This window comes from Streptosporangium canum (assembly GCF_900113865.1).
GTDB lineage: Bacteria > Actinomycetota > Actinomycetes > Streptosporangiales > Streptosporangiaceae > Streptosporangium > Streptosporangium canum.
The window spans coordinates 209,694-224,543 of sequence record NZ_FOQY01000004.1 but is presented as its reverse complement, the minus strand read 5'-3'; the positions used below and the strand labels follow the sequence as shown (position 1 = coordinate 224,543).

Below are 14,850 nucleotides of genomic sequence, written 5' to 3'. Positions count from 1 at the left end.
GACGGCCCCGGTCCCGCCCGGTACGCGTCGCGACGGCCCGGGTCCCGCCCGGTCCGTGTCACGGCGGCCGGGAAACCGCCCGGTCCGTGTCACGGCGGCCCGGGGGCAGCCCGGCTCACGTCACGGCGGGAGGGTGCTATCCCCCCGGGCGGTCGGCCTTCAGCCGTGCCGCCAGGGCGGCCGCCTGGGTACGGCGCTGCATGCTCAGCTTGGCCAGCAGGTTCGAGACGTAGTTCTTGACGGTCTTCTCGGCCAGGTAGAGCCGTTCGCCGATCTGCCGGTTGGTCATCCCCTCGCCGATCAGCTCCAGGATGTGGCGTTCCTGATCCGACAGGGCGGCCAGCGGGTCCTTCCGGACGGCCTGCTCACGCAGGCGCGCCAGCATGGAGGCGGTGGTCTGCGGGTCCAGCAGCGACTGGCCGGCGGCCACCGTCCGCACGGCGCCGACCAGGTCCGAGCCGTGGATCTGCTTGAGCACGTAACCGGACGCACCCGCCATCACCGCGTTGAACAGGGCGTCGTCGTCGGCGAAGGAGGTCAGCATCAGGCAGGCCAGCTCCGGCATGGCCGAGCGCACCTCCCGGCACACGTCCACGCCACTGCCGTCGGGCAGGCGCACGTCCAGGACCGCGACGTCCGGCCGGAGCGCCGGGATGCGGGCCACCGCCGACGCCGCGGTCCCGGCCTCGCCGATGACCTCGATGTCGCCCTCGGACTCCAGCAGCGCGGCCACGCCCCGCCGTACCACTTCATGATCGTCCAGCAAGAACACGCGAATCATAGTCTGAACGCTAGTGCCCCCGCGGCGTCGAAGGTAGGGACCAAGGTCCCCGCGGCCTCGCCCGGGGGTCCCCGGTGGGTGACAGGGGTCGGAAGTCCCTGACGGCCGGGTCTTTCGGCCGCTGTGGAAAACGCCGGGGGACGGTCGGATGGAAATGTAAGGGAGAACCCGAGGAGGACGACATGACAGCGCATGTAGTGGTGGGCGTGGACGGCTCACCTTCTTCGCGGGCCGCGGTGGAGTGGGCCGCCGACGACGCCGTGCGGCGTGGATGTGCTCTGCGGATCGTCCATGTGTGCGAGCCGTGGGTATACGACATTCCGCTGCAGACCCCACCGGGTTTTCGCGACTCGGTGATCGAGTCCTGCCAGGGCGTGCTGGAGAGCGCGGCCCGCCTGGCGCGCGAGCGCGCTCCGGGGATCGAGGTGGACGCCGCGCTGGAGACGGGCCACCCGGTCGAGATCCTGCGGCGTGAGGCCGTGGACGCCGAACAGGTCGTGCTGGGCAGCCGGGGCCGGGGCGGATTCACCGGGCTGCTGCTCGGCTCGGTCTCCCTGGCCCTGGCCGGGCACGTGGCCGCGCCGGTCGTGGTCGTCAGAGGATCGCAGGAGCGCACCCACGGCGTGGTCGTGGTCGGGTTCGACGGCTCGGCCCACGCGGCGGCGGCCCTGGAGTACGCCTTCGAGGAGGCCGCCCGGCGCGGCGCCCGGCTGCACGCGATCCACGCCTGGCAGATGCCCGTCCTGGGGCAGGGGGCCACCCTTTACGCGCCGCTGGTGGAGGAGATCTTCGCCAACGAGGAGCGGGTCGCGGCGGACACGCTCGGTCCCTGGCGGGAGAAGTACCCGCAGGTGGAGGTCGAGGAGACGGCCGTCTGCGGGCACCCCGTCGCCGCCGTCTGCGAGGCCGCGGAGGCCGCGGACCTGGCCGTCGTCGGCTCGCGGGGACTGGGCCGGGTCGGCTCGGCCGTACTGGGGTCGGTCGGCCACGGGGTCCTGCATTACGCCCGCTGCCCCGTCGCGGTCGTGCGGGCCCGGGAGGAGGCGTGATGGACGTACGCGAGCTCACGGTGGCGCAGGTGATGAGCAGGACGCTGGTCGCCGTCGAACCCGACGAGTCCCCGCTGATGGCGTGGGAGATCATGCGCCGCGCCGGTGTCCACCACCTGCCGGTCGTCGACAGGCGCGGCTGCCTGCGGGGCGTGCTGACCCGGGAGGACCTCACCGGCCGCTGGTCCGGTGGCCCGGCCGAGCAGTCGCGCGCGCGGGTCCACCCGCTGCTGGCCGAGCGCCGCTGCCCGCACACCACGCTCGACGCGCGGCTGGCCGACGCCGCGGAGTCCATGATCGGTGCCGGGGTCGACGCGATCCCGGTGCTGGGGGAGTCGAACAGGCTGGTGGGGATGGTGACGGCCACCGACGTGCTGCGGGCCGTGGCCGGCCGGATCACCGGGAGGCAGGACTCTCCGGAGCTGATGACGGGGATGTTCCGCCTGGTCCCGGTCCTGCCCCGGGATCAGGAGGAGTGACGCGCGTCCGTCCGTCCACCCGTGACTGCGACGGATCCACCTGCGACTGTGACGGAGTTGAAGTCATGAGCGCTCGCACCACAGAGGAGATCACCTCGGCGATCCGCGCGGCGGTCCAGGCCGCCGGGTGGGCGCCGTCGGTGCACAACACCCAGCCCTGGTCCTTCGCCGTCGACGGCGAGGAGATCGCGCTGCGGGCCGACAGCGACAGGAAACTGCGGCTCAGCGACGCCATGGGCCGGGAGATGCTGATCAGCTGCGGCGCCGCCCTGATGAACCTGCGGCTCACGCTGAGCGCGCTCGGCTGCGAGCCGCGGGTGCGCGTGCTGCCCGACCCCGACCGCCCCGCCCTGCTGGCGACCGTACGGGCGGGGGAGGCCGTCGCCGCCGACGAGCACACCCGGCTGCTGCACGCCGAGATCGAACGCCGCCGCACCCACCGTGCCGGATTCACCGACCTGCCCGTGCCGGACCGTCTGATCGAGGCGCTGGTGGCCCAGGCGGAGGCCGAGGGGGCACGGCTGACGCCGGTCCGCTCCGAGGCCGCCGTCCGGGTGCTCGCCGCGCTCACCTGCGCCGCCCAGGACGTGCAGTCCCAGGACCGGCTGCTGACCCTGGAGATGATCAGTTGGGGCCAGCCGCCGGGCAGCTCCCGCGGGGACGGGGTCCCGGCGGGGGGCTACCCCCGCGAGCCCCGGCGGACCCATCCGCACTTCGCCCAGCGCGACTACGCCCACGGCCACCCGTGGGGCAGTGACACCGATCAGTTCTTCTCCGCCTCCACCGGGACGGTGGCGGTGCTGACCACGCCGGCCGACACCCGTGAGGACTGGATCACGGCGGGTCAGGCGCTGCAGCGGGTCCTGCTGCACGCTTCCGCCTACGACGTCCACGCGGCCTTCCACACCCAGGCGCTGGAGATGGTCCACCTGCGGGAGTTCCTGCGGCAGGAACTGCTGTCGGGCCGGTACCCTCAGATGATCATGCGTCTGGGCTACACCTCCGACGACAGCGAGGGCGTCCGGCGGCCGGTCACCGAACTGCTGAAAGAACGATCACGATGACGGGGATCCGGCGGGCGCCGCTCAGGTGAGGGCCCGGTCGGCCAGGAGGTCCACGACGTCCTCGAAGCGGTTGCGGCGCCGGTAGGCGGCACGCTGCCGGTCGGCGCCCGTGCCGCGCAGCCGCAGAGCCCGCAGGCCCGCGCGGACGGCGCCGTCCTCGCCGGAGGACTCCAGCGCGGGTGACACGTACTCCATGAGCTGTTTGATCTGCCCGCTCGCCGGGATCAGCCGCTCGTCGACGCGGCCGCTCACGTCGACGCCGTCGCCGCGCAGGCCGTACCGCGCCGCCCGCCAGCAGGCGGCGCGCAGCAGGTGGTCGCCGACCGCGGGGGCGGCGCGGCCCCTGCGCAGGTCGGTCAGCACGGTCGCGACCAGGGCCCGGACCAGGGCCGCGAAGAGCACGGTGTCGTCCACGGTCGGCATCACGTCCGCGACGCGCACCTCCACCGTCGGCACGTGACGGGACGGGCGCGCGTACCAGAACAGCATGCCCCCGTCCAGGATCGCCCCGGTCTCGCGCAGGCCCTCGACGGTTTCCTCGTACTCCTCCCGGCTGGACAGGTACGGCGGCGGCCCCGCCGTGGGCCATCGGGCGAACAGGGGGGTGCGCCAGCTGGCGTATCCGGTGTCCCGCCCCCGCCAGAAAGGGGAGTTGGACGAGAGCACCAGCAGGACAGGCAGCCATACCCGCAGGTGGTTGACCACCTGAACCGCCTCCTCGGGGTCGGGGACGCCCACGTGGACATGGCAGGCGCACGCGCTCTGCTGGTCCAGCAGCGGCCCGAACCGCTCGGCGATCCGGTGGTAGCGAGGGCGGTCGGAGACCGGCGGAGGCCCGGGGTCGCCCAGCGGCACCGTGCCGCTCGCCACCAGGCGGCAGCCGTTCGACTCGGCCGAGGCGGCCACGCTCCGTCGCAGCCGCAGCAGCTCCTCGCGCAGCGACCCGATGTCCCGGCACACCGCGCTCACGCTCTCGACCTGCGCGCGTGCCAGCTCCGGCTCCATCCGCCCGCCTCCGGAGACGGGTGCCGTGCCCTCCAGCACCGTCTCCGCCCGCAGGACCGCGTGCCGGGTGGTGACGTCGGCCAGGAGGAACTCCTCCTCCACGCCCACCGTCAGCTCCGACGCCCGCATGTCACCTCCGGTGAGGTCGCGCCGGCGTAGGAGCGGAACGGCGGCATCGCGTTTTTCCCGAACGGGTGGTCTGACGTGTCCGTCGTTCAAGCTTCCAGGCCTTTTATGATTTCGTCAACATATCAAGGTCCAGGGGTTCCGAATGGGATGGCTCCGTAATTCGAAGTGCCGGCGCCGTCCGGCGGAACATGTCGTATTCGATATTTCGGCCTGTTTCTTGCCGTTCAAAAGGCGGAGCCGGTTGCCCGGTGTCCGAATATCGATGCGCATACCTGACAGGGTGTTTCCCCGGTTTCTTCTCCAGGGAAAAGCCGGGAGCGCGTTCAGCCGGGAAAACCATTGACCTCACCGATTCGGAAACGGCGGTGTGAGCACGGAGGCCGCACCGTTCCCGCCGGTCAGGCGGATCGACGCGGCGGGGCGGGGGCGGTCAGGTGCCGTCCGAGCCACCCGACGACGTTCCTGACGAAGGACACCCGGTTGGCGCTCCGCCGGATCTCGTGCCCCTCGTCGTCGAACAGCAGGAAGTCGCAGGGCACCTCGCGGGCCCGCGCCGCCTGGAGCACCTGTTCGGCCTCGTATACCGGCACGTTGGTGTCCTGGGCGCCGTGCACGACCAGCAGCGGCGCGGTCAGCCGGTCGAAGGAGTGCAGGGGCGACAGGGCCCGCAGCAGGTCCCGGTCGGCGGTGGGATGGCCGTACTCGCTGACGGCCGCCGCGGCGATCCACGGCTCGGTCCGCGCGTAGAAGGTCGCGAAGTCGGCCATCCCGCAGACGTCCACCCCGGCCCGGAAGAGGTCCGGGTGGGTGACGAGGGCGGCGAGTGTCAGGTAACCGCCGTACGACCGTCCCATGCAGGCGATCCGGGCCGGATCGGCGGCCCCCAGCCGCACCAGCTCCGAGGCGCAGTCGGCGACGTCGTCGATCGCGCGGAAGCGGAGCGCGTGGTTGTCGGCGTCGCGGAAGGCCCGCCCGAACCCGCTCGACCCGCGCACGTTCGGTGCGAACACCCCGATCCCGGCGGCCAGCAGGTCCTGGAACAGCGGGGTGAAGGTGGGACGCGCCTGGCTCTCCGGCCCGCCGTGCAGGTAGACGACGAAGGGCGCCGGGGCCTGGACGCCCGGGACCCGGTAGAGCCAGCCGGTCAGCTCCAGGCCGTCACGCGCCCGCAAGCGCACCGGCTCCGCCCCGGCCGGCGCGCCGAGCGGGCCGGCCCCCGCGACCCGCCGGTAGCCGCCGGTCGCCAGATCGCACAGCAGCACGTGGGAGGGGTGGCCGGGCCCCTCGGCCGCCAGCACGGCCCGGCCGCCGTCCAGGGACATCCTGATCGAGGACACCACCTCGGCCGGAGGAGGGGGGAGCGGGCGCACCGCGCCGGTGCCGGTCTCCAGCACCTCCAGCTCGGAGCGGCCGCGGACGTTCCAGAGCAGGACGGCGCGGCGGCCGTCGGCGCTCAGCGCGAACCGGTCCAGCTCGGCGTCCGGGCGCTCGGCCAGCACGACCGCCTCGCCGTCCATGCCCACCGCGATCAGCGCGGCCCGGTCGCGGCCGGCGTCGGACAGCAAATAGGCGGTCATCCCGTCGGGGGAGAGCGCGCCGTGGTCGGTGGAGCCGGGCAGCCCCGCCAGCAGCGGCCGCTCCCCGCCGCCCGGCAGGCCGTTCCCGGCCCCGCCTCGAAGACCGGCGGGAGGGCCCGTGGGGAGGTCCGCCACGTACATCCGCCGGACGCCGCGCGGGCCGCGCCGCAGCAGCAGCCGTCCCTGGTCGCGGCTCATCGCCACCGGGTGCGTCAGCGACCCCGCCGCCACGACCTCCCGGCCGCCGGTGTCCGCGTCGATCAGCACCGCCTCCGTCCGGCCCGCCGCGGAGACCTCGGCGACCAGGAGGACCGCGCCCCGCCCGGTCCAGCGCACGAACGAGGCCGACCCGCCCGCGGGGGAGGCCAGCGGGCGCAGGTCGCCGCCGTCGGGCCGGACCGTCCAGACCTGCGTGTGCTCTCCGCCGCCCGGCACGAGGAGTACGGCCAGCCGCCCGGCGTCGGGAGACCAGCTCACGTCGGCGACGGGCTCCGGGCCGGTGTCGACCGGCCACGCCTCCGCCTCCCGCCCGAGGGGCTGGATCCAGACGCGCGGCGAGCCGTCCCGGTCGCAGACGAAGGCGACGGCGCCCGCGTCGGGCGCCAGGGCGGGCGTCCAGCAACTCCAGGCGGCGAGGCCCGGATCGACCGCGGGGTGGGGACGGGCGCCGAGGATCTCCGTCATCGGACTCCCTGGGCCTGCAGCCACAGCTCCAGGAGTCCGAGCTGCCACAGCGCGTTGGCCCCCAGGGTCGTCCGGTGCTCGTCGGGCGCGGCGAGGAGCCTGTCCACGTACGGCCGGTTGAACAGGCCGCGGGACCGCGCTGCCTGTCCGGTCAGCGCGTCGCGGACGAGCTCCAGGAACGGCCCGTGGATGTGCCGGATGGCGGGGACCGGGAAGTAGCCCTTGGGCCGGTCGATGACCTCGGCGGGCAGCAGCTTGCGGGAGGCGTCCTTCAGCACGCCCTTGCCGCCCGAGGCGAGCTTGAGCTCGGGAGGGCAGGCGGCCGCCAGCTCGACCAGCTCGTGGTCGAGGAACGGGGTCCGGGCCTCCAGCCCGTAGGCCATCGTCATGTTGTCCACGCGCTTGACCGGATCGTCGACGAGCATGACGGAGGTGTCCAGGCGGAGCACCGCGTCGAGCGCGGTGTCGGCGCCGGGCATCGCGAGGTGGCGCCGGACGAACTCGCCGCTGACGTCCTCGTCCGTCAGGTAGTCCGGCGCCAGGACCTCGGCCAGCGCCCCGTGCGGCCGGTCGAAGAACTCCCTGGCGTACGTGCCGGCGGCCTCCTCGCGCGGCAGGCCGGCCATCGGCGGGTACCAGCTGTAGCCGGCGAACACCTCGTCGGCGCCCTGGCCGGACTGCACGACCTTGACGTGCCGGGAGACCTCCTCCGACAGCAGGTGGAAGGCGACGCAGTCATGGCTCACCATCGGCTCGCTCATCGCCCCCACCGCCCGCTCCAGGGCGGGCAGCAGGCGCGTGTCGTCGACGAGGATGCGGTGGTGGTCGGTGCCGAAATGCCTGGCGACCAGGTCGGAGTAGGCGAACTCGTCCCCCGACTCGCCGCCCGCGGCGTGGAAGCCGATGCTGAAGGTCGACAGCCCCTCCTGTCCCTCCTCGGCCAGCAACGCGACGATCATGCTGGAGTCCAGGCCGCCGGAGAGCAGCACGCCCACCGGCACGTCCGCGACCATGCGCCTGCGTACGGCCACGCGCAGCCGGTCGAGCACGGCCTCGTTCCACTCGTCGGAGGTCAGCCCGGCGTACTCGGGCAGGGCCGACCGGGTGTGGGGCGGCCGCCAGTAGCAGTGGTCGGTGACCGTGCCGCCGGCCTCGACGGTGCGTACGGTCGCCGGGGGGAGCTTCCGCACGCCGGTGAGGATCGTCCGTTCGGCCGGCACCACCGAGTGGAAGGTCATGTAGTGGTGCAGGGCCACCCGGTCGATGTCGGTGCCCACCCCTCCGCCCGCGAGCAGCGCGGGCAGTGACGAGGCGAAACGGAGCCGCGCGGCGTCCTGGGCGACGTACATCGGCTTGATGCCCAGCCGGTCCCGGCCGAGCGTCAACCGGCCGGTGTCCCGCTCGAAGACCGCGAAGGCGAACATGCCCGTGAAGTGCTCGACGCACTCCGGCCCCCAGCGGTGGAAGGCCTTCACCAGCACCTCGGTGTCGGAGGTGGAGAAGAAGCGGTACCCCTCGCCCCGCAGTTCCTCGCGCAGCTCCCGGTAGTTGTACAGGCAGCCGTTGAACACCCCCGTCAGGCCGAGGGCGCTGTCCACCATCGGCTGGGCGGCCCTGTCGGACAGGTCGATGATCTTCAGGCGCCGGTGGCCCAGGGCGACCGGCCCCAGCGACCACAGGCCCGATCCGTCCGGACCTCGGTCGTGCATCGCGTCGGTCATCCGGCCCACGGCGCCGACGTCGGCCGCGCGCCCGTCGAACCGGATCTCACCACTCAGTCCGCACATCGGTTATCCCCTCGGAAGCCACGTGTCCTTGGAACCCCCACCCTGGGAGGAATTGACGATCATGCTGTCGGCCGGCGCGACGCGGGTCAGCGCCGCGGCGGGCACCACCGCCGTCTCTCCCAGGCAGACGAATGCCCGCAGGTCGACGACGCGCGGGCTCAGCCGCCGCCCGTCGAAGGCCGGATGGGTCGACAGCCGGACCGTCTCCTGGGCGACCCACCGGTCGGGCGAGGCGAGGATCCTGTCCCGGGCCTCGCGGAGCTCCCCGGGGGAGGCGTCGGGGCCGACGACCACCCCCTGCCCGCCGAATCCGTCCACCGGCTTGACGACCAGCTCGGCCAGCCGGTCCAGCACCTGCTCGCGGTCGCCGTCGTCCCGGCACAGGTAGGTGGTGACGTTGTCGATGAGCGGCCGCTCGCCCAGGTAGTACTCGATGAGGCGGGGCACGTACCGGTACAGGCATTTGTCGTCGGCGACCCCGTTGCCCGGCGCGTTGGCCAGGACGACCGCGGAGCGTTCGGCGGCCTCCAGGATCTCCTGCCCGGCCGGGCCCGCGAGCAGGTCGTTCTCGTCGATCCGGCGGTAGATCACGTCGATCCGGCGGCCGGCGGCCTCGACGTGCCCGTTCCTGACGGTCAGGTCGGCCGGACCGGCCAGGACCGCCCCCATCTCCTCGGCGAGCATCCGGTGCTCGTAGTGGGCGGAGTCGTCCGGCCCCCCGGAGACCACGGCGATGGTCCGCGGGTCGCCCGTACCCGCCGCCGCCAGCAGGGCCTCCCGCAGCACCCGCAGGCCCTCCTGCGGGTCGGCGAACCCCGGGCCGGGGACGAGCTCGGGCAGCACCTCGGCCATCAGGCGCCGGTTGGCCACGGCGTACCCGATGCCGGAGGGCACCCGGAGGTTGTCCTCCAGCACCGCCCACCGGCCGACGTCGTCGCGGACCAGGTCCAGCCCGGCCACGGCGCAGCGTACGGTGCCGGGCGGTATCCGCCGCCCGGACCCCCGGTAGCCGGGCGACTCGTCGACCACCCAGGCGGGGAGCACGCCGTCCTCGATGATCTGGCGCCCGCCGTACACATCGTGCAGGAACGCCTCCAGCGCGCGTACCCGCTGGGGCAGCGCCCGCTGGATCTCGGCCCACTCGCCGGGCGGGACCAGCCGCGGGACCAGGTCGAAGGGGAAGATCCGGCTCTCGTCCTCGCCCTCCACCTGGAAGGTCATGTCGTTGCGGCGCTGGTAGCGGTCGCGCCGCTGCTCCCTGTCGCGCAGGCCGTCGGGGCCCAGGCGGTCGAGGGTCCGCAGGACCGGCTGGTAGGGCTCACGCACCGTGCCCTCGATGATCGCCTCGTCGCCGGGGGCGTCGTAGCCGTCGAGCAGGCTGGTGCGCATCCGCGGCGTCGGCCCGCCGAAGGCGGCCTCCCACTCCTCGGAGCGCGTCTCGGCGATGACGAGGTCGACCACGTCCGCCAGCCGGCCGCCGCGGACGAACGCCCTCCGCTGGCGGGCCGAGGAGCTTCCCCGTCCCAGTGCCTGCCGGGCCAGGGAGGTGACGAGCTCCCAGTCGCCGGACTCCTCCAGCTGCGGCCGCAGGCCGTCCACCATCCGCCCGATCACCTCGGCGGCCGGGCCCGGCACGCCCTCGACCGGGTCGACGAGGTCGCCCTCCAGCCCGGAACGCGCCGCCCGCCAGGTCGCGGCGCGTACCATCTCCAGCCGGACCGAGCGGTCGGGCCCGCGCTGGACCGCTTCCAGCTCCCGGGCCACCAGGGCCCGGAACAGCCCGGCTATCAGCACGATGTCGCTCACGCGGGGGCAGGCGTCGCAGATCCGCAGCTCGACGGTGGGGACGTGCGCCGAGGGCCGGATGTCGAAGTAGATCATGCCGGGGTCGGTGATCACGCCCGACCGCACGAGATCGCCGACCACCTGGTCGTACTCCGCGGCCGACTCGAACCTCGCGACGGGCCCGGCGGTCGGCCAGCGCTGCCAGATGAGCGGGCGGTAGCTGGCGTATCCGGTGTCGGACCCCAGCCAGTACGGCGAGCTGGAGCTCAGGGCGAGCAGCGGAGGCAGCCAGGGAGCCAGGCGGTGGGCGACGGCGACGGCCAGGTCGCGGTTGTCGACCTCGGCGTGCACCTGGGTCCCGCAGATCAGCTGCTCGCGGGTGAGCAGCTGATAGTCGGCGAGCATCTGCTCGTAGCGCGGGTCCGGGGAGATCTTCAGCGCCTCCAGGTCCACCAGCGGCACGCTTCCGGCCGCCACGATCCCCAGGCCCAGCCCGTCCGCCGCCTGGATCACCGTGCGCCGCAGCGCGGTCAGGTCGTGCCCGAGGTCCTCCAGCCGGATGAAGGGCCTGCTGTTGGCCTCCACCACCGAACGCTGCAGCTCGTGGGTGAACCGATCCGCCGGTAACTGGTCCAGCAGCACGCCGGCCCGGGGGACGAGGCGCCGGGTGTCGACGTCGACGACGTGGAACTCCTCTTCGACGCCTACCGCGATCGGTCCCGCGAGACCCGCCATTTGACCACCTCAGAAGCCTGTTGTTTCGTCCGGATTCATCACCCTTTTCCCAAAAAAAGGTCTTTCGCACTTCAGGGGCCGTCCACGATGGCCGGAAAGATCACCTGGCGGGACCGCCGCCGAGGAGGTCCGGGATCGCCTCCCGGCCGGGTGGCTCGGGCCACTCCGCCGCCGACGGGGCCGCCGCCAGGCCCGGCACCGCGCACGCCGGCCAGTGCTCATCCGGGCCGTGCTCTCCGGCGTCCCGCGGATCACACGGCCGCGGAAGCGGAAGAACACCGGCGATGCCATGGGGTTCACCGTCGTCGACCCGGGAGGCAACTGGATCCGCGTCTTCCGGACGAAGGACTCGCCGTCCCCCGGCGGCTCCGGCGGCGTGGCGGCTGGACCGCTCGCGCGGGGTTCAGGGGGAGCTCGACGGCGATCCGCCCGCTGTCCGGCCGGTGGCGGCGCGGGGCGCCGGTTGCCGTCGGTGGTGTCGTGGGAGCGCCGGTTGCCGTCGGCCGCGGTGCCGTGCAGCGCCGGTTCGGCGGCTGGTCTCCGGAGGGGGAGCCGCGGTCGTCTTCACGCGGTTCGGGGTGCCGGTCGTGTCCTTGCCGGCGGTCGCCCGGGTGCCGAGGTGTCCGTCGGTCGCTCCGAGCTTTCTTCGCCGTCGTCCGGCGGGAGGGGGATTGTCGGTGAATCTTCGGGCCGGTGGTCCGGGCGGTTCCTGTGAGGTTTTCCGCTCTGTTTCTTCGGCCGTATTACGTTGATTATCTTATTTGCTTCCGGGCCGGTTCTCCGGGGTTTCTCAGAGCGACGTGGTGGCGGCCGCGGAGTCCCAGGTGGTGCCGTCCGTGGAGTCCCAGGTGGTGCCGTCGGTGCTCGCGGAGTCCCAGGTGGTGCCCTCCGCGAGCAGCGAGGCCGAGTCCCAGGTGGTGCCGTCGGTGGAGTCCCAGGTGGTGCCCGCCACGACCGACGAGGCCGAGTCCCAGGTGGTGCCGGCCACGGTCGAGACGGCCTGGCCGCCGATGAGGGCGGTGAATCCGATGGCGGTCGAGACAATCGCGGCCGAGATCTTGGCGGCGACGTTTAAATTGGCGGGGGAGGCGGTGGAGTTCTTCATTTCTTTTCTCTTTTCCTGAGTGGTTGTTCTCTTCCGGTACAACCAACTCTGCGCCTTCCGGGGTCCGTGGAACAGGCGGATCGGAGTCAGCAAGTTCCCCTCCGGTGGCAGCTTCCTGCCACCGGGCGCGGACCGGGTCGCGCCGCTCAGGCGTCGCCGTGCTCGGCGGCGGCCTCGCGTTCGTACGCCCGGAGGGTCTCGACGGACGTCTCCCGCTGCTCGTGGGTCAGCGGTTCGAGGGCCGTCCGCCACGCCTGGGCCCCTCGGGCGAGCCAGGCGTCGGCCGAGGCCCGGTTGGCCTCGGCGATGCTCACGATGGTGCGGCGGCGGTCGGCGTCGTCGTGCCGGTCCACGACGCCCTTACGGCTCGGCTCGCCGGCCATCAGGCTCACCGCGACCGGGCGAGCCGGAACCCGAGGTCGTCGACGCGAAAAGTCGGATGGCTCTTGCGGCGGCACGACGCCCGGCATCCGCGGGGGTGATCGTACGCGCCACCGCCGCGGAACACGCGGTACGGGCCGTAGACCCCGGGGTCATAGACATCCCAGCACCACTCCCACACGTTGCCGATCATGTCGTGGAGGCCCCACGCGTTCGGCGCCCTGGTCGCGACGTCGTGCACCTCGCCACCGGAGTTCCCGCGGTACCAGGCGATCTCGTCCAGCTCTCCGTAGCGGACGCCGGAGGTCCCGGCCCTGCACGCGTACTCCCACTCCGCCTCGGACGGGAGACGATAGCCGTCGGCCCCCCAGTCGCAGGCCACGTCCTGCCCGTCGGGGTCCTCGCCCGTCGAGTAGCAGGGTTCGAGCCCCGCCGCCTGCGAGATCAGGTTGCAGAACCGGACGGCCTCCTTCCAGGAGATCTCGGTCACCGGCGTCCGCGGCCCCGCCGGGCTCGCGGGCGCCTCGCCCAGAACGGCGCGGTACAGCTCGCGGGTCACGGGATACGGCGCCAGCCGGAAGGCCCCGACCTCGACCTTCCAGTCCGTCGCCGTGCCCTCGTCCCGCAGGACGATCTCCCCGGCGGGGATCCCGATCATGCGTTCGGCGATCGTCCGAGGCGCCGGTTCAGGTCCATCGCGTCCTGCGCGGCGGCCGGGCCGCACCTCGGCACCGGCACCCCGGCCCGCTTCCACGTCAGGCACCGCCGGCCTCCCGGGTGAGCAGGCCGTTGCCGCCGTCGAGTATGGCTTCGAGAAGACGCAGCACCTCGGCGGTGGCGGCGGCGCCGCCCAATATCACGATCTTCATGCGGTCACGGTCCTCGTCGTGGACGGTCTGGACGCGCATCGGGTGCGCGGGGTCGTGGGAGGTGTTCGCCCCGGCCATGACGAGCGTGCCCAGCCGGTCGGCCGAGGCCCGGTCGATGCCGTCGATCTGCACGATGCTCGACACCTCCACCCGCGCGACACCGGATCGGGCCGGTGCGGGCTGCGGCCGTCCGGTCAGCGCCTCAAGGTCGGCATGGGCGATCCGGTACTGCTTGCCGATCCGTACCGCCTTGAGGCGGCCGGCGCGGATGTAGCCGCGCACGGTGCGCACATGCAGGCCGAGCCGGTCGGCCACCTGCTCGACCGAGTACATTTCTTCCCTCATCAGTCCCTAACTTAAGCCATATAGGGAGTGATACGGAAGTTTGTTGCGCTATGCCGTACGCCATGGACGGGTGGCCCTCACCGCCTGGCCGCCGTCACTCCTCGGCGGCCGGGTCAATCCCGGACGGTCTCGGCCTTGTACGCGTGGGAGATCTGGGCGGCCACGGCCATGAGCGGGTCGACCAGGTGTCGCAGCTCCCGGACGCGGTGGGAGGAGACGACGATCCCCAGCGCCGCGACGGCGCGGCCGTCCACGACGACGGGCGCGGCCGCCGAGCAGGAGCCCAGCGTCATCTCCTCGTGGGTGGTCGCATACCCCCGGGCGTGGACCTGCCTGAGCTCGCGGGCCAGCCTGCCGGGCTCGGTGATGGTGTGCGGGGTGGGCCGCTCCAGGGTGCGGGACAGGTAGGAGGTGATGAACCAGTCGGCCTCGGAGGCGAGGAGCGCCTTGCCGACGCCGGTGGGGTGCATGGGCAGTCGGCTGCCGGTGCGGGAGAGGATGGGCACGGCCCGCCGGCCGTACACCTTGTCGACGTAGAGGACCTCGAGGCCGTCGCGGATGGCCAGATGGACGTTCTCGCCGGTGCCGGCGAACAGCTCCTGCAGCCAGGGATGGGCCACCTCCTGCAGCCGGTTGGCGGCGAGCTGGCCGAGCTCCCACAGCCGCAGGCCGACGTGGAAGCGGCCGTCCGGGGTGCGGCTGAGCGCCTGCCAGTCCTCGAGCTCGGCGACCAGCCGGTGGACGGTGCTCAGAGCCAGCCCGCTGCGCCGGGCGATGTCGGTCAGGGTGAGGCGCGGGTGCCCGGTGTCGAAGGCGCCGAGGATGGCCAGGACGCGGGAGGTCACCGACCGTCCCGGATCGCGCGAGCCGCCGGCCATCCGCTCACTCCTTCCACCCAGTGGGAGCGAAGGCTACACCTGCGCCGTGCGCGCCGGGGATGCTCATCCCATGCGGACTCCGGCCGGGCGGCGGGACACGACCTGCCCGGTCGCGGCGGCTCCCCCGTGAAGCCGGGCATCACCATGGAGGGCCTGGCGGCCGAGGTGCCGGGGCCGACGATCCCGCGACGCCGGCC

13 protein-coding genes are annotated in these 14,850 nt (G+C 73.0%); 3 read left to right on the top strand and 10 right to left on the bottom strand.

Features of this window, described 5'->3' with window-relative positions:
* Positions 1–136 precede the first annotated feature (136 nt).
* Positions 137–781 carry a response regulator gene (locus BM085_RS07705; RefSeq protein ID WP_086573656.1) on the bottom strand — a complete coding sequence of 215 codons (645 nt, stop codon included), beginning with the start codon at positions 779–781 and terminating at the stop codon, positions 137–139.
* Positions 782–963: 182 nt separating this feature from the next.
* Here BM085_RS07705 and BM085_RS07700 point away from each other — a divergent pair, with 182 nt between their 5' ends.
* The 3 genes from BM085_RS07700 to BM085_RS07690 all read left to right on the top strand — a co-directional run bounded on the left by BM085_RS07700 (position 964) and on the right by BM085_RS07690 (position 3,373).
* On the top strand, positions 964–1,830 hold the full coding sequence (locus BM085_RS07700; protein ID WP_093886308.1) for a universal stress protein: 867 nt from the start codon (positions 964–966) through the stop codon (positions 1,828–1,830).
* Positions 1,830–2,309 (top strand): CBS domain-containing protein, encoded by a 480-nt coding sequence (locus BM085_RS07695; protein ID WP_093886307.1) that lies wholly within the window; start codon positions 1,830–1,832, stop codon positions 2,307–2,309. The genes BM085_RS07700 and BM085_RS07695 overlap by 1 nt, the downstream gene beginning before the upstream one ends.
* A 65-nt stretch (positions 2,310–2,374) precedes the next feature.
* The gene (locus tag BM085_RS07690) at positions 2,375–3,373 is read left to right on the top strand and encodes an Acg family FMN-binding oxidoreductase (protein WP_093886306.1); all 999 of its coding nucleotides are present in this window, start codon (positions 2,375–2,377) and stop codon (positions 3,371–3,373) included.
* Between the two features lie 21 nt (positions 3,374–3,394).
* Here the strand turns inward: BM085_RS07690 and BM085_RS07685 are convergent, their stop codons facing one another.
* The 9 genes from BM085_RS07685 to BM085_RS07640 form a co-directional block, all read right to left on the bottom strand.
* Positions 3,395–4,507 (bottom strand): carboxylate-amine ligase, encoded by a 1,113-nt coding sequence (locus tag BM085_RS07685; protein ID WP_093886305.1) that lies wholly within the window; start codon positions 4,505–4,507, stop codon positions 3,395–3,397.
* Between the two features lie 398 nt (positions 4,508–4,905).
* Positions 4,906–6,768, bottom strand: coding sequence for a S9 family peptidase (locus tag BM085_RS07680; protein ID WP_093886304.1), 1,863 nt, complete (start codon positions 6,766–6,768; stop codon positions 4,906–4,908).
* On the bottom strand, positions 6,765–8,555 hold the full coding sequence (locus BM085_RS07675; protein ID WP_093886303.1) for an N-acetylglutaminylglutamine amidotransferase: 1,791 nt from the start codon (positions 8,553–8,555) through the stop codon (positions 6,765–6,767). Before BM085_RS07675 ends, BM085_RS07680 begins: the two co-directional genes overlap by 4 nt.
* Positions 8,556–8,558: 3 nt before the next feature.
* Positions 8,559–11,075 carry a carboxylate--amine ligase/circularly permuted type 2 ATP-grasp protein gene (locus BM085_RS07670; RefSeq protein WP_093886302.1) on the bottom strand — a complete coding sequence of 839 codons (2,517 nt, stop codon included), beginning with the start codon at positions 11,073–11,075 and terminating at the stop codon, positions 8,559–8,561.
* Between the two features lie 790 nt (positions 11,076–11,865).
* On the bottom strand, positions 11,866–12,180 hold the full coding sequence (locus BM085_RS07660) for a hypothetical protein (RefSeq protein ID WP_093886300.1): 315 nt from the start codon (positions 12,178–12,180) through the stop codon (positions 11,866–11,868).
* Between the two features lie 146 nt (positions 12,181–12,326).
* A complete protein-coding gene (locus BM085_RS07655) occupies positions 12,327–12,563 on the bottom strand; it encodes a hypothetical protein (protein ID WP_177244997.1) in 237 nt (78 codons plus the stop codon).
* A 5-nt stretch (positions 12,564–12,568) separates the two neighbouring features.
* Complete coding sequence (locus tag BM085_RS07650; RefSeq protein WP_093886299.1) at positions 12,569–13,219, bottom strand: formylglycine-generating enzyme family protein; 651 nt, start codon at positions 13,217–13,219, stop codon at positions 12,569–12,571.
* Between the two features lie 97 nt (positions 13,220–13,316).
* On the bottom strand, positions 13,317–13,775 hold the full coding sequence (locus BM085_RS07645) for a helix-turn-helix domain-containing protein (protein ID WP_218158643.1): 459 nt from the start codon (positions 13,773–13,775) through the stop codon (positions 13,317–13,319).
* A gap of 113 nt (positions 13,776–13,888) precedes the next feature.
* On the bottom strand, positions 13,889–14,653 hold the full coding sequence (locus tag BM085_RS07640; protein ID WP_093886297.1) for an IclR family transcriptional regulator: 765 nt from the start codon (positions 14,651–14,653) through the stop codon (positions 13,889–13,891).
* Positions 14,654–14,850 lie beyond the last annotated feature (197 nt).